The organism is Pseudomonas sp. Irchel 3A18, from assembly GCF_900187465.1.
Lineage (GTDB): Bacteria > Pseudomonadota > Gammaproteobacteria > Pseudomonadales > Pseudomonadaceae > Aquipseudomonas > Aquipseudomonas cichorii.
The window spans coordinates 144,371-167,676 of sequence record NZ_FYDI01000007.1; the positions used below are offsets into that span (position 1 = coordinate 144,371).

Sequence of the window (23,306 nt, forward strand, 5' to 3'; positions counted from 1 at the left end):
ATGCAGACTTCACCGCTTTTACCACTCCCGCCACGACCCGTGGTCATTTTGGGTTCCGGGCACGCTTTGCCCGAACGGAGGGTCACCAGTGCCGAACTCGATGTCGAGCTGGGCCTGGTGGCGGGGAGTGTGGAGCGCATCAGCGGCGTGGTCCAACGGCATGTCGCCAGCCGTACCGAAACCGCCGCCAGCCTTGGTGCCATTGCGGCGCGTCATGCCTTGCGTGCGGCCGGTGTCGAGCTGGAACAGATCGACCTGATCGCCTGTGCCAGCGGCACCATGGATCAGGGCCTGCCGTGCAACGCTGCCTTGCTGCACCGAGAACTGGGGCTGGGCCAGTCCGGCATTCCAGCCATGGATATCAATGCCAGTTGTCTGGGCTTTCTCGCCGCCATCGATACTTTGTCATGGCCTCTGATTGCCGGGCGTTACAGGCGCATTCTGCTGGTGTGCTCGGATATCGCTTCGTGCGGTCTGGACTGGCAGCAGGTCGAAGTCGGCGGGATTTTTGGCGATGGCGCTGCCGCCGTGGTGCTGAGTGTCAGTGATGGTGGGTCGAAAATCCTTGCCTCCAGCCTCAAGACCTTTTCCGAAGGCGCGCACCTGTGTCAGATCCCTGCCGGTGGCTCGCGTTTTCACCCACGCCGTATCGATATACCGTTCGAGCCGCTGACCAGTTTTGCCATGCAGGGCAAGGACGTGTATCGCCTGGCGGCCAGGCACTTGCCCACGCTGATGGATGAACTGCTGACCCAGGCCGGGCTGGCTCAGGATGACATCCATTGGGTCATCCCTCATCAGGCCAGCCAGCAAGCGCTGCACCATGCGGCCCGACGCCTGGGCTTTGAAGCGGAAAAGGTCATCGACATCTTTGCCCGGCACGGCAATCAGGTGGCCGCTTCGCTGCCCACTGCGCTGGACATCGCCATTCGCGACCAGCGTATCCTGCGCGGCCAGACGCTGATGCTGATCGGCACCGGCGCGGGCCTTTCGCTTGGCGGCATGATCCTGGAGTACTGATGAAAGTTCTGGTTACTGGCGGCACTGGGTTCATTGGCCGACATATCGTCTGGCGACTGGCCTCCCGGGCCTTCGAGGTGCAGTTCAGCGGTCGCAACCCGGCGGCAGCCGCTGAAGTCATTCACCACAGCCCCGGTGCTGTGAGCTGGCTTCCCTTGCAGCATGGCACGCCTGAGGCGGCCAATACACTGGGCGAAGCCGCCCGAGGCTGTGACGTCATTGTCCATTGCGCGGCATTGTCTTCACCCTGGGGAACGCCGCAAGCCTTTGCCCAGGCCAATCTGGACTCCACCGATGAAGTGCTTCAGGCCTGTCGCATTAACGAGGTGAAGCGTCTGGTGCATCTATCGACGCCCAGTCTGTACTTTGCCTTTCGTGATCGTCTGGACATTCGCGAAAACGATCCGCTGCCACCCGCGGTCAACGAATACGCCCGCAGCAAGGCACTGGCTGAAACACGTATACATGAAGCAGGGCTCGCCGAAGCTGTGATCCTGCGCCCTCGTGCGGTCTTCGGTCCTTGGGACGGAACGTTGTTGCCGCGCTTGCTGCGGGTCATGCAGCGTGGACGAATCCCGTTGATGCGTGGCGGCCAGGCGCAACTGGACCTGACCTGCGTCGACAATCTGATGCATGCCGTGGAACTGAGCCTGAGCCAGCCGCTGCCCAGGGCCGTGTGCACCTATAACGTCAGTAACGGCACGCCACTGGCTTTCGAGGATTTGCTGCAGCGTATCGCCGAGCAGTTTCGCCTGACTCTGCGCACCCGGCATTTGCCTTGGCGACTGGTGGACACCGTGGCGCGGGTGCTGGAAGCCCGCGCCCGACTGACGGGCAGCGGCGAGCCCTTATTGACCCGTTATGGCGCTGGCGTGCTGGCATTCAGTCAGACCCTGAACCTCGACGCCATTCGCAACGAACTGGGTTACCGCCCCGTCATGACTCAGGAAGAGGGCATTCGCCAGCACGCTCAGTGGTGGCTGGCCCGGCAAGGAGCACAAGGTTGAGCCGTACCGTCAGCCTCAACGTATTGCGCGCCGGTTGGTGCCGACACCTGGAATGCATGGCCGATCGTGGCGGGCGCATTGCTCCGACCCGTTTCCCTGCATTATGCGGCCTGATTCGCCACCCCGATGCGGGCTGGATACTCTACGACACCGGTTACGCCGAACACTTTTTCAAGGCGACCCAGGCGCTGCCCGAGCGCTTGTATCGCAGTGCGGTGCCGGTGCAATTGCCCGCGCAGGAGCAACTGCTGGCTCAACTGAACGAGTTTGGTATTCACCCGGATGACATTCGTACCCTGATCATTTCCCACTTCCACAGCGATCACATCGCGGGGCTGAGGGATTTTCCCAAGGCATCGTTCATTGCGCTGGATGCCGACCGCCGACAGATCGAAAGCCTGCGCGGCTCCCGCTGGCGCGCCACACTTGGCGGTCACTTGCCCGGATTATTGCCGGAAGATTTCGGATCGCGGGTGACTCTTGCCGACCACTGCAGGAAGGTTGCGCTGCCCCAATGGATGACACCTTTCAGCCAGGGCCTCGACTTGCTGGGCGACGGCAGCCTGATCGGCGTGCCGCTGCCGGGACACAGTGAAGGCCAGCTTGGCCTGTTTATCCCCGATGCCGATGGGCGTCCGGTGTTTCTGGTGGCCGACGCCTGCTGGTCGGTTCCCGCCTGCCGCGCCGAGCGCCTGCCTGCCTGGCCCGCGCTGCACTTTGTCAGTCACGATGCCAGGCAATACCGCCAGACCTACAGCGACCTTGGCGCCTTGATTCGTCGAGAGCCTGCCGTAGCGGTGCTGCCGTCCCATTGCACCCAGGCCTGGGAGGCATTCGCTCATGAGCAGTGAAAAGCTGATGGGGGCTCTGCGCAGTGTCCTGAGTTTCATCAACAGCCGCTACCGGCTGCGCTTCACCCGGCGCGAGCAACTGGAAGCCTGGCAGGCCCGGCAGTTGAAACATTTCCTGCAACAGGTGTTGCCCAAGGCGCAGCGTTTCAAAGGTTTGCACATCACCGATCTGGCTGACCTTCCCTTGATGGACAAGGCCACTCTGATGGGCGACTTTGCCGGGTTCAACACCCGCGGCCTGAATCTGGAACAGGTCTTGCCCATTGCACGTCAGGCAGAAGAATCAAGGGATTTCAGCCCGACCCTGGGCGATATGACGGTGGGGCTTTCCAGCGGCACCTCCGGCAATCAGGGCGTGTTTCTGGTCAGTGCACTGGAGCGTCAGCGCTGGGCTGGCATCCTGTTGGCGCGAACCCTGCCGCGTCGCTTCCTGCCGCGCTTGCTGTGCTTTTGGCGCGAGCCCTTGGGAATTGCCTTTTTCCTGCGCGCCAACAGCCGTCTCTACACCACCTTGTCCAGTCGCCGTATCGACTTTGCTTTTCACGACCTGACCCTGGGCCTTGAGGCATCGTTTGAACGCCTCAATGCGCAGAATCCCGATGTGCTGGTGGCTCCGGCCACTGTATTGAGGGGGCTGGCCGAGGCCATGCGGAGCGGACAATTGACGATACGGCCCACGCATATCCTGTCGGTGGCCGAAGTGCTCGAAAGCGATGATGCCGATGCCGTGCTCAAGGCCTTCGGTGTCGCACCGCAGCAGATCTATCAGGCCAGTGAAGGTTTTCTGGGTTACACCTGCGAGCAGGGCACCTTGCACCTGAACGAAAGCCACCTGCATATCGAGCCGCAATGGCTGGATACCGGGCATACGCGCTTTCAGCCGATCATCACCGACTTCTCCCGGCGCACGCAGATGATCGTGCGTTACCGGCTCAATGACATTCTGCGTGTCGCCCAGGCACCTTGCCCTTGCGGGCGAGTCGAGCGGGCGATTGCGGCTGTCGAAGGCCGTGCCGATGACATTCTCTGGCTGCCCAGCCTTGCAGGCGACCGGTTGCAGGCGCTTTATCCCGATGTCATTCGTCGCGCCTTGCTGATGCATGGCTCAGCGCTTCAGGAATATGAAATCCATCAGCAGGGTCTTCACTGGCAAGTCAACCTGCTGGCCCGTGATGATTACGCCAGTTTGTGCCAGGCACTGACCGACAGTGTTCACGCACTGTGCACTGACCATACTTTGCAGCCACCCGAGTTGAGCTTTGGCCATTGGCAGGCGCCACCGCCACATGCCAAGCGTCGACGTCTGAAACTGTTGCAATTGCCCGAGGGCCTGCCATGCGCGTACTGATTCTCGGGGCGCGTGCGCCAGCCTGCCTGGAATGGGCGCGGGCTTTTGACGAAGCCGGATGGAGCGTCATGGTTGGCGACTCACTGGGCCAGCCACTCAGTCGTTTCAGCCGCTCGGCACAGCATTTCGTGCGCCTGCCGGAGCCAAGGCAGGATCCGGCCGCCTGGATCGAAGCCCTGGCGAAAGTGATCGAAACCCGGCGCATCGACCTGCTGCTGCCCACCTGCGAAGAAGTGTTCTACCTGTCCCACGGTCTTGAGCGGCTGGCACCGCTGTGCCGTGTTCTGACCAGTGACTTTGCACTGTTGCATCGCCTGCATCACAAAGGCCAGTTCGCCGCCATGACCCAGGGCTGGGCGCTGGCGGCTCCCGAAACCCGACTGCTGACGGATCGTCAAGCCGTGCTGGCACTGGCAGCTGAAGCAGGGCAATGGGTATTCAAACCGGCGTATTCGCGTTTTGCCTCCCAGACCCTGATTCGCCCGTCGTCCAGTCAGTTGAGCAAGGTTCAACCCGACAACGCATCACCCTGGGTGGCGCAGCGGTTTATCGACGGGCAAGAGTTCTGCAGTTTCAGCGTGCTGATCAATGGCGAACTGCGCGCCCACAGTTGCTACCAGCCATGCTACCGCGTGGGCCGTGGCTCGGGGATCTACTTCCAGCCGGCCGCGCCGCAAGCCGTGCGCCGGTTTCTGGAACAGTTCGGCCAGGAAACCGGCTACACCGGCCAAGTGGGCTTTGACTTTATCGAGGATCGCGAGGGCCGGTTCCATGTGCTGGAATGCAATCCGCGAGCGACCAGCGGCGTGCACCTGTTCGACGATCAGCGCAGGTCCCTGGTGAGCAGCCTGAGTGAGGCATCCGGGAAGGTGCTTGAGCCGACGGGCGATCCGCGCATGATTGCACTGGCCATGTTGTTGCTGGCAGCCCCGCAACGGCTGTTGAACAAGGCATTCTGGCGCGATTACAACGCGGCCCGGGATGTGATCGTGCACAAGGGCGACTTCTGGCCGTTGGGCGCGCAAGTGCTGAGCCTTGCAGAAATCATCTCCCGCTCCGTTTCCCGACGCTGCGGTCTGCTGGCAGCCTCCACGGCGGATATCGAGTGGAACGGTCAGGCGCTGAGCGAGCGTCCGCGATGAAGCTGCTATTCCCGGAACAACTCCTCAGCGAGCAATCCAGCCCGGACGACAGCCATGCCCGGCACTACGTCCGCGCCTGCGCCACCGCTGGCCTGATCGGCAATGTCAGCACCCGCATGGCGCTGCTCGACACCGGTACTCAGGAGTTTCCGGTCAGCATCAACGATGGCAGTGAACCTGACGATAACTGCTACGTGGTTTCACCCCGCACGGCCTACAGTGGTTATGCACGGGAAGAGCTCAAGCGCCTTGGTCGACCCTGGCTGACGTGGCCATTGCAGTTGCTGACCCGAAGCGTTGATCTTTTACTGAAGTCGGCCAGGGTCGACAGGCTGGTGCAGGTCAACAACTGGCTGCTGTCCACCAATCTTTATCCTGCACAGTGGAATGTCGCCGAACTGTCGGCGATCAGCGCCTTTTTGCAGCAGGCTTTTCCGGATCACGCCTTATGCTTTCGCTCCATCAACGACTTCAGCAACAGGGAATTGCGCAAGCATCTGCAGGCTCTCGGCTACCTTAGTATTCCCAGTCGCCAGGTCTATCTGTTCGATGGCCGGGCAGGGGACGAGGCTGAATTTCTCAAGCACCACAACGTGGGTATGGACACCACGCTCTTGCGACGTGCACCCTACGAAGTCGTGCCGGGATCAGTGCTGAGCGACGCTGATTTTCAGCGTATCGAACACCTCTACAACCTGCTTTATCTGGAAAAGTACTGCATCCTGAATCCGCACTACAGCGCCCGCTGGATGCAGCACGGTCAACGCGAAGGCTGGCTCGACATTCGCGCCTTGCGCAACCCCGAAGGACGTATCGACGGCGCGTTGGGCTGGTTTGCCAATGACACGACCCTGAGCACTCCCATCGTGGGTTATGACACGGCACTGCCGCAAAAGACGGGGTTGTATCGGCAACTGACCTGCCTGTGCCTGCTGGAAGCGGCCAAACGGCATCAGGTATTGAATTTCAGTTCTGGTGCCGCCGGGTTCAAGCGCTTGCGCGGTGGTCAGCCGCAGATCGAATACAGCCTGGTTCACGTTGCCCATCTGTCCCGGGGCCGTCGGCTGGTGTGGACGTTGCTCGGTTTTCTGCTGCATGGCATTGGCGTGCCTCTGATGAAGAAACTCAAGTTATGAATCCTCTTGCCCAGTGGTGGCCGGTCGCGCTCAGCCACGAATTGAAGAGCACGCCTCTGGCGTGCCAGTTATACGACACGCCGCTGGTGCTTTTCCGGGCTGATGACGGGCGCGCCGCTGCGCTGCCGGATCGCTGCCCGCATCGTTTTGCGCCCCTGAGCGCGGGCAAGGTCCGTGGCGGGCAGATCGAATGTCCTTATCATGGTTGGCGATTTGCCGCTGACGGACGTTGTACCCGCGTGCCCGGCACCGAACATGCGCCAGGCAGCAAGCCGCTGCTCGACAGCCTGGCCAGTTGCGAAGCCCATGGTCTGGTGTGGGTCTGCCTGAGCGGGCAACCTCCTGCAATGCCGCCGGTTGCGCCTGCCGAACAAAAGCAGCAACTCGACACGTTCTGGATCACGGACAGTGTGCAGTGCTCGCTGCAGGACGCTGCGGAAAACTTCCTCGACGGGTTCCATACCCATTTCGTCCACGCCGGCTGGATACGCCACGACCTCAAACGGCAGAAAATAAGTGCCCGGGTCCGGCCACTGGCCGATGGCATTGAGGCGCTGTACAGCGAGGAAGGCAAGCAGTCAGGGCTGATCTCGCGACTGTTCGAGGGCGAGCGGGGCAGCAGCATGGGCCGCTTCCGGCTGCCGGGCCTGGCGGAAATCGAATATCGCGACCGCCGCGACGGCCTCAGCCTGCTTGCCAGCGCCTGGCTGACTCCGTGTGGCGATGGACAACTCCGCGTGTTTGCCCGGATTGCCACGGCACAAGGCTGGCTGCCGGCTGCGATCAAACGTCTTGTTCTGCAAAAGGCGTTTCGGGTCATCCTGCGCCAGGACCGACAGATCCTCCAGCAGGTCAGCGCCAATCAGCGACGTTTCCAGGCATTTCCTGCGAGGCCGCTGGATGGCCCGCAGGATCTGCTTGGCCCGGGAATCCGGCGTTTGCTGGAACATGGACAACCGTTGGTTCTTGAAGAACGGCAATTGGATATCTGGCTTTGATGGTGCACTTCATTCGCGAAGATCCCGGCGCAAAAAAAGCGTCCCTGAGGACGCTTGAAGATTCACCTTTACCAAAGGAGCTGTAAGGCCATAAAGGTGAATTTTTACAACTCTGTTTTCAGCCTTCCGACTTCTTCATCTGTTCAGCACGAGATGTCTTTTCAACGCTGACAAGTGGTGAGGTTTCATTGCGGTTCTGTTCGTTGAACCGCACTTCTTGAGCAATGCGCATGTTATGAGCGGCCTGGCTTGCACGCTCACTTCCGTCTTTAGCGAAAGCAGCAGTAGTGGACAGTGCAACGGCTGCAAAAACCATCGACTTGAGCAATTTCATGATCATGACCCTCTGTATGGCTTGATGACTGATACCTGAGCAGCGTGCAATCGCTCCTGAGGACATGAGGGTGATGATACGGTGCGGATGCTAACGGGAAGGTGAGCCGATTATTACAATAGTGTTAGAAAAGGTATGATTGCGGAATACTTTAATAACGAATAAGTGCAGGGTGTAATATCAATGAACCGGCTCGCTGCGCTTATATGAAACACCTGTTGTAACGTCTTTGCTTATTTATGGATTATTCGACGGAAGTATTAAACTTCCTGGCTCGCCTTCAGGTCACTGGACTAAGCGCAGACGTCTTGCGTGTTCTGCCACTGACTTCAAGGACTACCACCATGATTCGCGATGACCGTATTACTCCGGGCGCCGACCCCGCCTATGTCCATCAGGATGCTCATACCATTGCGCCAGTGCTTAAGCGTATTTCCTGGAGTGCGATACTGGCCGGTGTCGTGCTGGCCATGGTTGTTTCATTGCTCCTGAACCTGCTGGGCACGGCTATCGGCAGTGCCAGCATCGATCCGATAGAAGAAGCCAATCCCATGTCCGGGATCGGCACCGGTGCCGGTATCTGGCTGGTCGCCAGCTCCATGATCTCCCTGTTCGTCGGCGGTTGGGCTGCAGGGCGCCTGGCTCAGCGCGAGGGCGCATTCCATGGTCTGCTGGTGTGGGCCAGCGTTTCTCTGATCACTGTCTATCTGGTTTCCAGCGCTGTCACGGGCGTGGTGCGCGGTGGGCTGAATCTGGCGGGCAGCGGCATGTCTGCACTGGGCAGCGGCATCGCTCAGGTCGCACCTGCACTGGGTGACAGGATCCAGGAGCAACTGCGTGCGCAAGGTATCGATTTCAACCTCAACGATATCCGGGGTGAAATCGAAACGGCCATGCGCCAGACCGGCAAGCCGGAACTGAACCCCGACAATGTTCGCCAGGAGGCCGAATCCGCTCAGCAGGACGCGCAGAATACTGCCCGACAAGGTGCGCAGAACCCTCAGCAGGCCGATGAGCAACTGGGCAGCCTGATGGATCGCATCAAGGAGAAGGGTGATCAGGTCTGGGATGCAGCCGACCGTCAGGCCATGGTCAATCTGATCAAGGCCCGTGGCAACAAGACCGATGAAGAGGCCAACCAGATCGTCGATCAGGCCCAGGCCAGCTATCGCGAGGCTTATGCCAAGTATGAGGAATTGAAGGCCCAGGCCGAACAGAAAGCCCGTGAGGCCGCCGAAGTGACTGCCAAGCGGGTTTCCCAGGCTGCCTGGATACTGTTGATCACGATGGTGATTTCCGGTCTGGTGGCCGCAGGTGCCGGTGTATTGGGACGTCGTACCCAGCCGCCCGTCAAGGCGGTGGTTTCCTAACCCGGAGTTTCAGGCTGAAGGCTCCCGCGCAGTGTGCGGGAGCACGCTCAGATCCAGCGATCGTTCTCGGCAGTCATGTCGCCCGTATGCTCGCCGGTATTGATGACGCCACGGGGCTCGACCAGCAGAATCCTGGCTTCCCGCGCCGCACAAGGCTTGTGCTCGACACCTTTGCCGACCACATACATTTCTCCCGCTCCCAGCGTGACCTTGCCATTGCGCAGGTGAATCTCCAGCTCGCCTTCAATGACGATAAAGACTTCATCCGTATCGGCATGGCTATGCCAGATAAACTCGCCTTCGACCTTGACCAGCTTGAACTGGTAGTCGTTCATCTGCGCGATGACCTTGGGTGTCCATTGCTCCGAAAACAGGGAAAACTTGTCGGCAAAGTTGATGGCCGTTGCAGATACTCCATTCACAGAAAACCCTCGCTTCAATCCAGAGAATGGCGGCCTGGCGTTTGTTGCGCCAGGCCGCCGGTGCTGCTGGAAGTTATAGACGCTTCAAGGCCAGAGTGATGGCCTCGCCCAGTGCACTGACGTAGGGCGCAGTTACCAGCGTGTTGTGCTCGCCGCGCAGCGGAGTGATCTGCACACGGTCGCCCTGCAGCTCGCTCCAGCCCAGTGCCGCATCGACGCGCTCCTGATCCCTGGCGGTAAACAGCGATACGTTCACCGCCGTCACCGGGCTGACATAGGCATCGACCGCCTGACGGATGGCATGGGCCACCTTAAGGTGAGTGCGCAGTGACTGAGCGTCGATGTCTTTGCCCAGCTCCTGCGGCAGCAGGTCATTGGCCAGGCACAGCACAAGCATCTGATCGATCCGGTTGGCGGCGGCATGGGCATCCAGCTCATGCCTGATGCTTGGCTCAATCCTTTCTGGCAGCCACTCCAGCAGGAACTGCGTTTCGCTGATCGGTTGCCCGGCAGGCGCCGTCTTGTGGACCGAGGTGTCGATAATCCCCAAAAACTCGACGGTTTCGCCTGCGGCAATGGCCTGATGCGCCATTTCGTGGGCGATCAGACCGCCAGCGGACCAGCCTGCAATCCGGTAAGGCCCCTTGGGCTGCACGGCGCGAATCGCTGTCAGGTAGCTGGCGGCAAGTGCCTGGATCGTGGTCGGCGTCTTTTCACCGGCTGCGAAGCCACTGGCCGCCAGCCCGTAGACCGGCATGTCGATATCCAGCTCCGGTGCCAGGTCCCGGGCGTATTGCACTTCGCCGCCCAGCGGGTGGACCAGGAACAATGGGCGCTGGCTGCCGTTGCGACGGATCGGTACCAGATTGTTCTGTGCTGCCTGACCAGCCTTCTGGTCCAGCGTCCGGGCGAAACCGGCCACGGTGGGCTCGACAAACAGATCGCGAACCGCGATGGTCTTGCCCAGCACCTTGCGCAGCCTTGAGGTCATTTGCACGGCCATCAGAGAGATGCCGCCCAGTTTGAAGAAGTCATCATGGCGACTGATCTGCTCGGTCTTGAACAGTTCCTGCCAGATGCTTGCAATGGCCAGCTCCGTATCGCCTTGGGGGGCTTCATAAGGCAAGGCTTCTGCCTCCTGTGCATCCAGTGCCAAGGCCGGCAGGTGCGGCGCGGAATCGGCACGCACCAGTGCTGGCAACTGCTCCAGCAGCTTGCCGACCGGCTGCCGCGCATCAGCGACCAGATGCTCCAGGTTCAGGGTGAACAGATCGAGAATGTTCTGCACCGTGGCGGTATCGAACAGGTCGCTGGCGTACTGCATGCTGCCGTATAGAGTGCCCTGGTCTTCGGTGAGGGACAGTGACAGGTCGAACTGGGTGGTGTGATGAGCACTTTCCAGCGACTCGATCTCAAGACCCGGCAGCGTCAGGGGGGCTGGAGGCGTGTTGTTGAGGCTGAGCATCACCTGGAACAACGGGCTATGGCTCATGCTTCGGGTTGGCTGCAACGCGCTGACCACTTGCTCGAAAGGCAGATCCTGGTGATTGAAAGCCGCCAGGGTCAGGTCCCTGATACCGACCAGCAACCGGGAAACGCTCGTCTCACGCTCGGCCTTGACCCGCAAGGCCAGGGTGTTGGCGAAGAACCCGATCAGAGGCTCCAGCTCGGTACGCTGGCGGTTGGCAACCGGTGTGCCGACCACCACGTCGTCCTGACCGCTGAGGTGAGTCATCAGGGTCGACCAGCCGGCAAGCAGGGTCATGAACAGGGTGGTGCCCTGTGCCTGGCTGAAGGCACGCAACTGTTCGCTCAGCCCGTCGGGCAAGGCGAAGTCGATGATGCCGCCGGCATAGCTCTGCACCGCCGGACGAGGCCGGTCGAGTGGCAAGTTCAGCAAGGCGGGTGCTCCATGCAGATGCTTGTGCCAGAAGTCGGTCTGGGCCTGCAGGGCTGCACCTTGCAACCACTGCCGTTGCCAGACGGCGTAATCGGCGTATTGCAGCGGCAAGGCTGGCAGCGGGTCCTTGTTGCCTTGGCTATAGGCGTTGTAGAGCACGCTTATCTCGTGGGCGAGAACGCTGTTGGACCAGCCGTCCGAGATGATGTGGTGCAAGGTGATGAACAGCACATGCTCGTTATCGCCAGCCTGTACCAGACAACCCCTGAGCAGCGGTCCGTTGCACAGGTCGAACAGAGTACTGGCATTGGTTTCGCCCAGTTGCTCGATGGCCTGTTGCCGTTCCTCGGGCAATAACTGACGCAGATCATGCCGCGTCAGCGAAAAGCCACGGTCCGCAGGTGCGATTTTCTGTTCCGGCTGGCCATCGACCAGTGCAAACGAAGTCCGCAGGTTTTCATGGCGGGCCACCAGACGGTCAAGGGCGGCCTGCAAGGCATCGGGGTTCAGTTGTCCACTCAGGCGCAGGGCCACTGGCAGGTGGTAGGCGGCACCGGCTGCCGGGTCCAGATGATCCAGGAACCACAACCGTTGTTGCGAGAACGACAGGGCGAGCTTTTCCTTGCGGTTGGCCAGCGGGATGGTCTGGCTCTGTTCGGATGATGCTGACTCCACTCGTGCTGCAAGACCGCGTACAGTCGGGGCGTCGAACAGCTCACGCAAGGTCAGCCGGGTGCCGAGCTTGCGGCGCAGCCTGGAGAGCAATTGCACTGCCAGCAAGGAGTGGCCACCCAGTTCCAGGAAGCCATCGTTACGGCCGACTCGCTCCACATGCAGCAAGTCCTGCCAGATTTTGGCAATGGCTTCTTCCACCTCGCCCTGTGGTGCCTCATAGGCACGGCTGGCCAGCGATTCCTGACCCGGAGCGGGCAGGGCGCGACGGTCGAGCTTGCCGTTGGCAGTCAGTGGCATGGATTCCAGTTGCACGAAGGCGCTGGGCACCATGTACTCCGGCAGACGCTGGAGCAGCAGGGCGCGTAATTCCTCGGCAGAAGTCGGCTCACCACAGACGTAGGCCACCAACCGGCTGCTGCTGGCTTCGCCCGGATTGTCCTCACGGGCAATTACCACCGCTTCACGCACCGCTGGAGAAGCCAGCAGCGCGCTTTCGATTTCGCCCAGTTCGATACGGAAGCCGCGAATCTTGACCTGGAAGTCGTTGCGTCCAGCGTATTCCAGGCTGCCGTCGGCTTTCCAGCGACCCAGGTCGCCGGTCTTGTACAAGCGAGCCTGCTGCTCTCTGGAGAACGGGTTGCTGAAGAAGCGTTCAGCGGTCATTTGCGGATTGTTCAGATAACCGCGTGCCACACCGGCGCCTCCGATATGCAGCTCGCCGGTCACGCCCACCGGCACTGGCTGGCCACGTTTGTCGAGCACCAGCACTTGCATGTTGGACAGCGGCTTGCCGATGCTCGGGCGCTCGCCCAGTTCGCTGATCAAGCCCAGCGAGGCGTCGACCGTACATTCGGTCGGGCCGTACATATTGTAGAAATGAATGTTCCGGCTCTGGCGCAGCTTGTCCCAGGTTGCTGCATTCAGGGCTTCGCCACCCAGCAGGACGCTGACCGGCTGGTAGCTGTGACGTTCCAGCAGGCCAGCCGCCAGCAGGGTATCCAGTTGCGAAGGCGTGGAGTCGAAAGCATGGACCTGATGCTTCTCGAGGAAATCCAGCAGTTCATGGCCATTGGCACGAATCAATGGCGGAATGATGATCAGACGGTGACCGAAGAACAGCTGGGCGATGCCCTTGATGGACATGTCGAAGTAGAACCCGGCATTGAGCGCCACATTGGCTTGTGGCGGGCAATGGGCGTGAGTGGTCCGTGCCATGACCTGGCTGAAGTTGAACACCGAACGGTGCTCGACCATCACGCCTTTGGACTGCCCGGTGGAGCCGGAGGTGTAGATCACATAAGCCAGGTTTTCGGCGGTCAGACCGAGGTCGGCAGGGTCGATGTTCCTGTCGTACTGCGGATCGTTATCGACCGATGCAAGGTCATGCTCGTCGAGCAGGATCAGCGCCGGACGGCAGGACTCGGCAGGCAGGTGAGCGACCAGAGCCTGCTGGCAGAGCAATGCCTGAGCGTTGCTGTCCTTGAGGATAAAGGCGATACGGTCGGTCGGGTGATCGGGGTCGATGGGCACATAAGCGCCGCCAGCCTTGAGCACGGCGAGCAGAGCCACGATCATCTCGATACCGCGTTCCGCGCAGATGGCGACCCGTTGTTCCGGCTGAATGCCGTGGGACAGCAGACGCTGGGCCAACTGGTTGGCCCGACGGTTGAGCTGGGCATAGGTGAGCTGTTGTTGCTCGTGAACCAGAGCGATGGCATCCGGTTGAGCCTGAACCTGCTCCTCGAACAAGGTCTGCAGAGGGCGAGGGCTGCCAAAGTCGCTGGCGGTCTGGTTGAAACCGTTCAGCACCAGTTGGCGCTCTGCCACAGGCAGGATGTCGAGGGTATCGGCCAGACGTTGCGGTGTATGTTCCAGCGCTTCCACCAGCACAGTCACCGCTTGTGCCAGATAATCGGCAATCCGTTGCGGGTCGATACCGACCACGGTCTGGGAGGTCAGCGAGATTGCACCGTTTTCAGTCGCCACGGCAATTTCGATCGGATAGTTGGTGTGGGTTTCCGAAGCCTCGAACTGGATACCGTCCCACTTGTCGAATTCAGCGATATTGCTGCCATCGGCAGTGATCATCTCGCCATGACGGCAGTTGAGGATGACGGTAAACAGCGGCATCGAGGCATCGACCGCACTGCAACGCTGGGCCAGGGCCAGTGAAGCCTGTTCGTGGGTCAGCAGCTCGCTCAATTGCTGATAGGCATCCTGGACGATGTCGTTGACGCTTCTCTGCTCCAGTCGAATGCGCATCGGCAGGGTGTTGATGAACATGCCCAGTGCCTGGTCGGCACCGCTGGCACCCTGGGAGCGGCCCGACAACACTGTGCCGAATACCGCATCGTCGCGTCCGCTGGTGGCCGCGACCACTAGCCCCCAGGCCGCATGGAACAGCACGGAATTGGGCACACCACGGATTTTGGCCACGCGGTGAACGGCTGCGCTGACCTCATCGCTCAGGTAACGGATGGCCTTGGTATTGCCGGCACCGCTGCTCTGAACATCCAGCACGCCATAGGGCGCAGTAGTTTCGTCCACGTCGCCCAGCAGTTTACGGAAATAGGCTTCGTGCTCTTCCTGGGAAACCATGGCCGCCTTGGCAATGAAGTTCCGGTAAGGATGGGACGGCGGCAGGCTGTGACCTTCGCCATGCAGGATGGCGTAGATCTCCGACATGATCAGGCGCAGGGTCACGTTATCGCTGATCAGGTGGTGATCCAGCAGCGCCAGCAGCCATTGCTCCCGTGTTCTGTCCCAGGTCATGTAGGCCGCGATCAGCGGCGCCTGTTGCAGATCCAGACTCAGGGTCTGGGTGTCGGTGTGTTCATGCAGCATCTGCAACGGATCGGCAGCCTGGCTGCTGTCGAGCACATTCACCGGCAGCGTTGCCTGGCGCTGCACGATCTGCACCGGTTTCGGCAGGCCGGACCAGCGCAGGGCCGTGCGCAGGATGTCATGGCGATCGATCACGCTTTGCAGCGCCGCCAGAAACTCGTCCAGACGCTCGCGTTGATCGAATTTCACCACGGTGCGCATCAGGTAGGCATCGCCCTGGTTCTGCAACAGGTGGTGGAAGAGAATCCCTTCCTGCAGTGACGACAGCGGGTAGATGTCTTGGACATTGCCGGCACCGCCTGGCACGTCGGCCACAATCTGCTCGATCTCCGCTTCGGTGAGCGTGACCAGTGGCAGCATGTCTGGAGTGATGTCCGTGCAGCCGTCAGGGATCAGGTTTGGCGGGATAGAAGCGCTGACAGTCCCGGTATCGGTGGACAGTACCGCCGCCATGGCTTTGAGTGTCGGTGCGGCAAAGACGCTGCGCACATCCAGCACGATTCCGCTCTGGCGCAGGCGCTCGATCAGGCTGATCACCAGGAACGAATGCCCGCCCAGCTCGAAGAAGTGGTCTTCGCGACCCACTCGTTCGATACCCAGCAGCTCCTGCCAGGCCGAGGCCAGGGCAATTTCCAGCGCGCCTTCGGGTGCTTCGTACTCGCGGGTTGCCGTTGCGGTGCGATCCGGCGCGGGCAGTGCGTTGCGATCCAGCTTGCCATTGGTGGTGAGCGGCCAGGCCGACAAGGGCATGAAAGCGCTCGGGATCATATGCTCGGCCAGGGTACTGGCCAGTTGCGAACGCAGGGCCGACGACTCCAGCGTCGCCTGTTCATGGGCGATCAGGTAAGCCACCAGACGTTTATCACCGGGCGCATCTTCACGCACGATCACCACGGCTTCACGCACGCCGTCGCAGGCTTGCAGACGGGATTCGATTTCGCCCAGCTCGATACGGAAACCACGAATCTTGATCTGTGAATCGTTGCGGCCTACGTAAACGACCTGGCCATCGGCCCGGTAACGCGCCACGTCACCGGTACGGTAGAGGCGTGCCTGGGGGCTGGCGGAAAACGGATCGGCGATGAAACGCTCGGCATTCAGCTCGGGACGATTCAGGTAATGGCGAGCGACACCTGCGCCGCCAATGTAGATCTCACCTTCGACCCCGACGGGCACCGGCTGCCCGAAGGCATCCAGAATGCGCAGGCACAGGTCCTGCAGCGGTTCGCCGATCAGGCCGTTATCGCCTGCATCGATTTCAGCCTGGCTGACGGCATGAAAGGTGGCGTGCACAGTGATTTCGGTAATCCCGTACATATTCACCAGTCGGGTGCGGGTCAGCGGCGTGTTCTGCGTCCAGGGGCGCAGGGTACGAACGTCCAGGGCTTCGCCGCCGAAAATCACCTCCTTGAGGCTGTGTGTTTCGCCACTGCGCCCGGCGGCTTCGATGAACTGGCGGAAGGCGCTCGGCGTCTGGTTCAGCACAGTGACCTGCTCACGGCAGACCAGTGCATGGAAGTCGTCCGGCGAGCGTGCCAGTTCGGTGGGCACGATCACCAACTTGCCGCCGTAGACCAGGGCTCCCCAGATCTCCCAGACCGAGAAGTCGAAGGCGAATGAGTGGAACAGCGTCCAGACATCGTCGCTGCCGAAACTGAAACTGTTTTGCGTTGCATCGAACAGCCGAGCCACATTTCCGTGCTCCACCAGCACGCCTTTGGGCAGCCCGGTAGAGCCGGAGGTGTAAATCACGTAAGCGAGGTGCTGCGGGCCAAGGTCCGGCGTCGGGTTGCGGTCCAGGGTCGCGTCCGTTGCCGTTCCGGGACTGGTTTGCGGGTTGAGCTCGATCAGCGCAATATCGGGACGAGCGCCCAAGGCATCCAGGCTGGCGGGCTGGGCCAGCAGGGCCACTGGCTGGCTGTCTTCCAGCAGATAATTCAGGCGTGCCTGAGGGTAGGCCGGGTCCAGTGGCACATACGCCGCACCGGCTTTCAGCACACCGAGAATGGCGCACAGCATGTCCACGCCACGTTCGGCGAGAATACCGACCCGATCGTCGGGTTTGACGTTCAGCTCCAGCAATTGCCCGGCGATGCGGTTGGCCCGACGGTTGAGTTCCTGATAGCTGACCTGACGTTCGGCGAATTGCAGTGCAATGGCGTGCGGCTGTTGTTCCGCCATTTGCTCGAAGCGCTGATGAATCAGGGCAGGCGTGTTGAAGCTCGCCACAGGCGGGCGCAGTGACGGATGCGCTTCTCGCTGGGCTGGCGTCAGCAGCGGCAAGGCCATAACCGGTTGTTCGCTGTCTCTGACAAAGGCCTCCAGCAAGACCTGGAAGGATTGCGCGAAGCGCTCCACGGTTGCGCGGTCGAACAGGTCGGTGGCGTACTGAATGGCACCGCCCAGTTCCCCGGTGTTTTCCGCCAGGGACAGCATCAGGTCGAACTGCGAGGTTTCCTGAGCCTGATTCAATGCTGTAAGAGTCAGGCCTGGCAGGTTCAGCGGGCCATCGTCCGGGGTGTTGTTCAGGGATAGAGCAACCTGACACAACGGGTTATGGCTCAGGGAGCGAGGCGGTTGCAAGGCTTCGATCACATGCTCGAAAGGCACCTCCTGACGTTCATGGACCGCCAATAGCGTATCCCGGACTTGCACCAGCAGTTGCCCGACGCTCGGGCTGTCCTGCAATTGCACCCGTACCGGCAGCGTGTTAACGAAAAAGCCGATCAGGGATTCGACCTGCGCATTGCCACGGTTGGCTGTCGGCACGCCGATCACCACATCGCGCTCGTTGCCCAGCCGTGCCATCAACACCGACCAGGCGCTGAGCAGGACCATGAACAGCGTGACGTCGTGTTGCTTGCAGCAACGTTCCACCTGGGCCAGTAACTGCGGGCTCAGTGCTAGTGGCACATCGGCACCGCGATAGCTTTGCAGTGCCGGTCTTGGGCGGTCGGCAGGCAGGGTCAAGAGGGTCGGCGCGCCACTGAGGTGTTCGCGCCATTGTTCAAGCTGGCTGGTCAGTTGCGGGCCAGCCAGGGTTTTACGCTGCCAGGCGGCATAGTCGGCATACTGGATCGCCAGTGGTTCCAGCGAGGGCGTATTCCCCTGGCTGAGGTTTTCATAGAACTGTGCGAATTCCTTGACCAATACACCCACGGACCAGCCATCGGAAATGATGTGATGCTGGGTGATGTGCAAGCGGTATTCGTCATCGGCCAGGCGCACCAGGCTGCCGCGAATCAGCGGGCCTTGCTGCAGGTCGAAAGGTGCTGCCGCTTCGCGCTGGGCGATACGTGCCGCGCTGGATTGCGCTTCCTCGAAAGGCAGGGCGCGCAGGTCGTGTTCGGTCAGACTGAAACCGCTGTCGGTGGCGGCAATCACCTGAACCGGCTGTTCACCGATACGCTTGAAGGTGGTGCGCAGCCCTTCGTGACGCGCCACCAGATGATCCAGTGCCGCTTTCAAGGCCTGAGTGTTCAGGTCGCCGCGCAATTGCAGGGACGCCGGCATGTGATAAGCGATGCTGGCATTGGGGTCCAGTTGATCCAGGAACCACAGGCGCTGTTGAGAGAAGGACAGGACCAGCGGAGCTTCACGGTCGACGGGCTGAATGTCGGCAACTGTGGACGGGGCCAGTGTGCGGATGACCCTGGCCAGTTCTTCGACGGTAGGATGGCTGAACAGCTCACGCAGCATCAGTTCGCCGCCCAGCACCTGACGGACACGTGACACCAGTTGCGCGGCCAGCAACGAATGACCGCCCAGCTCGAAGAAGCCGTCGCGACGACCTATGCGCTCGACTCCCAGCAGTTCCTGATAAATCTGTGCCAGTGCCTGTTCGGTTGCGCCCTGCGGCGCTTCATAGCCGCGCTCGGACATTGAGTCCACACCCGCAGCGGGCAGGGCGTCCTGATCCAGTTTGCCGTTGGCGGTCAGTGGGTAGGCATTCAGGCTGACAAAGGCGCTGGGCACCATGTAGTCCGGCAAGGTCGCACCCAACTGCTTGCGCAGGGCCGCCACTTCAATCGCAGCGCCCGGCTCGGGAATCAGGTAGGCGATCAGGCGTTTACCCTGGCGGGCATCGTCGCGGGCCAGTACCCGCACTTCATGCACGCCGTCGCAGGCCAGCAGTTTGGCTTCGATTTCCCCCAGCTCGATGCGGAAACCACGAATCTTGACCTGCGCATCCATACGGCCCAGGTGCACGATTTCGCCATTGCTCAACAGTTTGCCCAGGTCGCCCGAACGATACAGGCGCTCGCCAGGGCGCAGCGGGTCGTTGATAAAGCGCTCGGCAGTGAGTTCCGGGCGATTCAGATAGCCACGGCCCACACCCAGGCCGCCCACACAGATTTCCCCCGGTACGCCCACCGGCAGCAGGCGCTGTTTGCCATCCATGACGTAGGTCACAGTGGTGGGGATCGGCCGTCCCACATTGGAAATGCCGACGTTGATGTCGTCGGCCTTGATGTGCTTGAAGGTCACATGCACGCAGGTTTCGGTGATGCCGTACATATTGACCAGCGCCACCTCGGGGAAAGCGCCATGGAACGCTGCCAGACGGTTCACTTCCAGGCTTTCGCCACCGAAGATCACGTATTTCAAGGCGCGCAGAGCGGTTTCCTTGTGTCCGAGCGCCGCTTCGCTCAGTGGCAGGAAGGCCGAGGGTGTCTGGTTGAGGACCGTGACCTGCTCGCGTTCGAGGAAATCGAGGAACAGCGCCGGATCGCGGCGCTCGGGTTCCGGCACCAGCACCAGACGCCCGCCGTGCAGCAAGGCGCCGAACATTTCCCATACCGAGAAATCGAAGGCGTTGGAGTGGAACAGGGTCCAGACATCGTCGCTGCCAAAGGTGAAAGGGCTGCGGCTGTTGTGCAGCAGGCGTACCACGTTGCGGTGTTCCAGCAAGGTGCCCTTGGGCTGGCCGGTGGAGCCCGAGGTGTAGATCACGTAGCACAAGTGTTCCGGCGCCGTGAGGTTGTCCAGGTTGGCGGCGGTGCTGCGTTCTTTGTCCGACGGGGCAGGATCGAAGACTTCAAGGGCCGTGTCCGCTAATGACTTGGCGGTGTCTGCCCGGGCGATGATCTTGCGCACGCCGCTGTCTTTCAGAATGTAGGCCATGCGATCGGCAGGCGAGGCCGGGTCGATGGGCACATAGGCCGCGCCGGCCTTGAGCACGGCCAGGGTGCTGACAATCATGTCCAGCGAGCGGTCCAGTAGAATGGCGATCAACTCCTGGGTAGCGACCCCGCTGGCACGCAAGCGATGGGCCAGACGGTTGGCCCGCTCATTGAGGGCTTTATAGGTGAGCTGGCCTTCGTCGCTGTTGACCGCAATGTGCTCCGGTGTAGCGAGAACCTGCGCCTCGAACAACTGATGCAGCGTTGCATTCGCCGGGTAAGCGGCTTCGGTGTCGTTCCAGTGCAAGGCCTGGAGGAGTTTTTCCTGTTCATCCAGTAGCGGGATGTCATCCACCGCCTGTTCGGTATCGCCCGCAAAGGCGTCCAGCAGACGCACGAAATGCTGCATCAGTTGCGCGATGAAATCCTGATCGAAGAAGTCGGCGTTGTAGGTCATATGACCCTGCCACTGAGCTTCGCTGGCGACGATCAGCAGGTGCAGGTCGTTCTTGCCGTAACCCAGGCTGGTTTCCAGGGTGCGAACCCCAAGGCCCGCAACCTGTTCAGGCGTCTGGCGAGCCTGCTCGAAGTTGAACAGTACATCGAACAGCGCGGTGCGGCTCATGTCCTTGTCGGGGTTGATGGCCAGTACCAGTTGGTCAAACTGCATGTAGCGGTGCTTGTGGGCCTGGGCCAGTCTGGTCGCGGTCTGGGTCAGCAGGCCTTGCAGCGAGGTGTTTTCATCACAGGCACCGCGCAGCACCAGCAGGTTGCCGACCGGGCCGACCATGTCTTGCAAGGCCTGGTCTTCACGGCAGGCAGCGGTGGTTCCGACTACCAGTTCGTCGTGCCCGGCATAACGACGCAGCAGGGCGGTGAATGCACTCAGTGCCAGGCTCTGAGTGGAAACCCCGGCACGGCGGGCAACGGCTTCCACGGCCTTGACCTGCCTGGCCGTGAACTCGAAAGCATGAGTGGCTGGTGTGAAGACATGAACCGCTGCACGTGGCCGGTTTAGGGGCAGTTCCATGGGCTGCAGCTTGCCGCGCAATTGGTAGGCCCAGAACGAGCGCAGGGATTCACGGGTCGCGGCAGGCAACTGACGCTGCCATTGGGCGAAATCGCGATAGGTGACCGGCAGGTCTGGAAGTTGCGGCTCGCGCTCCGAGCAGGCGGCGTCATAAAGCTCCAGCACGTCGCGCTTGATGATCTGCATCGAAGCCCGGTCGGCCAGCAAGTGATGAACCGTAATGGCCAGCACCGACTTCCGGCTTCCGTCCTGTACCAGCGTCGCCCGCACCAGTCCGCCGCCGTCCATGTGCAGCGGTTGCGCTGCATCTTCCAGAGCAATGGCGGTGCATTGACCGGTTGCGGCTTGCAGGCAGTTCAGGGGCAGTGCGGCCTTCGTTTCAAAACGCTGCCAGGCTCTGGCGCCATCGCTGAGGACCCGGCAACGGAGGATTTCATGGCGGGCCATCAGGCTATTGAGGGCCGTTTGCAGGGCGCTGTTGTCGATCTCTCCGTCTAGCTCCAGCAACAGCGGAATGTTGTGGTAGATCGGGTTGGCGGCATACAGATAGCCGGTTTCAAAGGTGTCGACGAACCAGATACGTTCCTGGTGCCAGGACAGTGGTGTTTCCAGTGCATCGTGGCCGGTCGGCTGCACCTGAGGCAGATCGAGATCCGGGTCCAGATCAATTGCGCCTACTCGGGTCTGTGGCGCATCGGTGAAATAGCGCAGCACCCGCTCGAAGCGTCGGGAAAGCCGTTCGATGGTCGATGCGTCGAACAGTACCGTTGAGTAGGACAGGCTGCACACCAGTTGCTCACCGCCCTCATCGATGTGCAGGGACAGATCGTGCTGGGTGTCTTCCTGGCGCGAAGACAGGAACTCCAGAGTCAGGCCCGGCAGGCGCAGCTGTTCCGAGTCGTTGCCGGCATTGGTGTAGAGCATGGTCTGGAAGATCGGGCTGTGGCTGGCACTGCGCGGTGGCTTGAGCGCTTCCACCACCAGATCGAATGGCGTGTCCTGATAGCTCGACGATTCCAGCATCAGGTTGCGCACCTGGGCCATGACTTCATCCAGGCTCGGGTCAGCCTGCAAACGGACACGCAACGCCAGGGTATTGGCAAAGAAGCCGATCAGCCCTTGTACATCCTGGCGGTCACGATTGGCGGCAACGGTGCCGATCACCACGTCCTGCTGGCCGCTCATGCGGGTCAACAGCACGGCCCAGGCGGCCATCAGGGTCATGAATGGCGTCGCGGCGCGCAATTGGGCAAAGGCACCGATTGCGCGAGACAGCTCCTTGGGCAGAGCGAATTTCAGGGTGCTGCCTTCATGGCTTTGCACCGGCGGACGCGGCCGGTCGGTGGGCACCGTCAGCAGGGCTGGCGCGCCGCTCAAGTGATTGCGCCAGAACTCCAGATGTTGCGCTTGGAGGTCGCCATTCATGCGCTGGCGTTGCCAGGCGGCGTAGTCGGCATACTGAATCGACAAGGGCGGCAGAGGATTGGGCTGGTTGCCGACAAAGGCTTCATAAAGGGTCGAGAACTCCCGGACCAGCACTTCAATGGACCAGCCATCGGAAATGATGTGGTGCTGGGTGATCAGCAGCAGGTGTTCTTCATCGGTCACTTGCAGCAGGCGACCGCGAATCAGCGGCCCCTTGAGCAGGTCGAAAGGCTCCGCAGCCTCGGCCTCGCTGAGCCGGGTGGCACTCAGGCGTGCTTGTTCAGGGGGCTGGCCGCGCAAATCCTGCTCCACCAGCACAAAGCCGCTGTCGGCAGCAGCGATGACCTGCACCGGTTGTTCGCCTTTCTGTTCAAAGGTCGTGCGCAGGCTTTCGTGGCGCGCCACCAGATGGTCGAGTGCAGACTTGAGTGCTGCTCTGTCCAGCGTGCCGGTCAGGCGCAAGGCCGCGGGCATGTGATAGGCAACGCTGGCGGTGTGATCGAGTTGGTCGAGGAACCACAGGCGCTGCTGGGCGAACGACAGTGGCAGCGCGGCGCTGCGGTCTGCCGCTTCGATTGCATCCTGAGGCGCACGCTCTGTACGGCTGGCACCGCGTTGCTGGAGCAGGCGCAGCAGGGCAGCGCGTTTCAACAGGTCGAGACTTTCGTTACGGTCGTTCAA

11 protein-coding genes are annotated in these 23,306 nt (G+C 61.2%); 8 read left to right on the forward strand and 3 right to left on the reverse strand.

Annotated features, from left to right (window positions below):
* The 7 genes from CKW23_RS16170 to CKW23_RS16200 are packed head-to-tail and all read left to right on the forward strand — an operon-like array spanning nucleotide 1 to nucleotide 7,502.
* Nucleotides 1-1,020: a 3-oxoacyl-[acyl-carrier-protein] synthase III C-terminal domain-containing protein gene (locus tag CKW23_RS16170; protein ID WP_095067966.1), complete on the forward strand. Its 1,020-nt coding sequence runs from the start codon at nucleotides 1-3 to the stop codon at nucleotides 1,018-1,020.
* Nucleotides 1,020-2,027 (forward strand): NAD(P)-dependent oxidoreductase, encoded by a 1,008-nt coding sequence (locus tag CKW23_RS16175; protein WP_025260258.1) that lies wholly within the window; start codon nucleotides 1,020-1,022, stop codon nucleotides 2,025-2,027. The genes CKW23_RS16170 and CKW23_RS16175 overlap by 1 nt, the downstream gene beginning before the upstream one ends.
* A complete protein-coding gene (locus CKW23_RS16180) occupies nucleotides 2,024-2,878 on the forward strand; it encodes an MBL fold metallo-hydrolase (RefSeq protein WP_025260257.1) in 855 nt (284 codons plus the stop codon). The genes CKW23_RS16175 and CKW23_RS16180 overlap by 4 nt, the downstream gene beginning before the upstream one ends.
* A complete protein-coding gene (locus tag CKW23_RS16185) occupies nucleotides 2,868-4,226 on the forward strand; it encodes a F390 synthetase-related protein (protein ID WP_025260256.1) in 1,359 nt (452 codons plus the stop codon). The genes CKW23_RS16180 and CKW23_RS16185 overlap by 11 nt, the downstream gene beginning before the upstream one ends.
* Entirely contained in the window at nucleotides 4,214-5,368 is a 1,155-nt protein-coding gene (locus tag CKW23_RS16190) for a hypothetical protein (protein ID WP_025260255.1), read from the forward strand. Before CKW23_RS16185 ends, CKW23_RS16190 begins: the two co-directional genes overlap by 13 nt.
* On the forward strand, nucleotides 5,365-6,504 hold the full coding sequence (locus tag CKW23_RS16195; RefSeq protein ID WP_025260254.1) for a hypothetical protein: 1,140 nt from the start codon (nucleotides 5,365-5,367) through the stop codon (nucleotides 6,502-6,504). Before CKW23_RS16190 ends, CKW23_RS16195 begins: the two co-directional genes overlap by 4 nt.
* Nucleotides 6,501-7,502: a Rieske 2Fe-2S domain-containing protein gene (locus tag CKW23_RS16200; RefSeq protein WP_025260253.1), complete on the forward strand. Its 1,002-nt coding sequence runs from the start codon at nucleotides 6,501-6,503 to the stop codon at nucleotides 7,500-7,502. Before CKW23_RS16195 ends, CKW23_RS16200 begins: the two co-directional genes overlap by 4 nt.
* A 118-nt stretch (nucleotides 7,503-7,620) precedes the next feature.
* On the opposite strand, the gene CKW23_RS16205 is transcribed toward CKW23_RS16200, so the two are convergent.
* Complete coding sequence (locus CKW23_RS16205; protein WP_074569138.1) at nucleotides 7,621-7,836, reverse strand: hypothetical protein; 216 nt, start codon at nucleotides 7,834-7,836, stop codon at nucleotides 7,621-7,623.
* Between the two features lie 344 nt (nucleotides 7,837-8,180).
* Here CKW23_RS16205 and CKW23_RS16210 point away from each other — a divergent pair, with 344 nt between their 5' ends.
* The gene (locus CKW23_RS16210; protein WP_025260251.1) at nucleotides 8,181-9,206 is read left to right on the forward strand and encodes a hypothetical protein; all 1,026 of its coding nucleotides are present in this window, start codon (nucleotides 8,181-8,183) and stop codon (nucleotides 9,204-9,206) included.
* A 47-nt stretch (nucleotides 9,207-9,253) separates the two neighbouring features.
* Here the strand turns inward: CKW23_RS16210 and CKW23_RS16215 are convergent, their stop codons facing one another.
* Complete coding sequence (locus tag CKW23_RS16215; RefSeq protein WP_025260250.1) at nucleotides 9,254-9,628, reverse strand: cupin domain-containing protein; 375 nt, start codon at nucleotides 9,626-9,628, stop codon at nucleotides 9,254-9,256.
* Nucleotides 9,629-9,701: 73 nt separating this feature from the next.
* A complete protein-coding gene (locus CKW23_RS16220; protein WP_095067967.1) occupies nucleotides 9,702-23,306 on the reverse strand; it encodes a non-ribosomal peptide synthetase in 13,605 nt (4,534 codons plus the stop codon).

What these genes read in the sequence shown, in the direction of transcription:
- CKW23_RS16205 (WP_074569138.1), bottom strand. Translation starts at nt 7,836, where the DNA reads ATGAAATTGCTCAAGTCGATGGTTTTTGCAGCCGTTGCACTGTCCACT.
- CKW23_RS16185 (WP_025260256.1), top strand. Translation starts at nt 2,868, where the DNA reads ATGAGCAGTGAAAAGCTGATGGGGGCTCTGCGCAGTGTCCTGAGTTTC.
- CKW23_RS16210 (WP_025260251.1), top strand. Translation starts at nt 8,181, where the DNA reads ATGATTCGCGATGACCGTATTACTCCGGGCGCCGACCCCGCCTATGTC.
- CKW23_RS16190 (WP_025260255.1), top strand. Translation starts at nt 4,214, where the DNA reads ATGCGCGTACTGATTCTCGGGGCGCGTGCGCCAGCCTGCCTGGAATGG.
- CKW23_RS16170 (WP_095067966.1), top strand. Translation starts at nt 1, where the DNA reads ATGCAGACTTCACCGCTTTTACCACTCCCGCCACGACCCGTGGTCATT.
- CKW23_RS16200 (WP_025260253.1), top strand. Translation starts at nt 6,501, where the DNA reads ATGAATCCTCTTGCCCAGTGGTGGCCGGTCGCGCTCAGCCACGAATTG.
- CKW23_RS16195 (WP_025260254.1), top strand. Translation starts at nt 5,365, where the DNA reads ATGAAGCTGCTATTCCCGGAACAACTCCTCAGCGAGCAATCCAGCCCG.
- CKW23_RS16175 (WP_025260258.1), top strand. Translation starts at nt 1,020, where the DNA reads ATGAAAGTTCTGGTTACTGGCGGCACTGGGTTCATTGGCCGACATATC.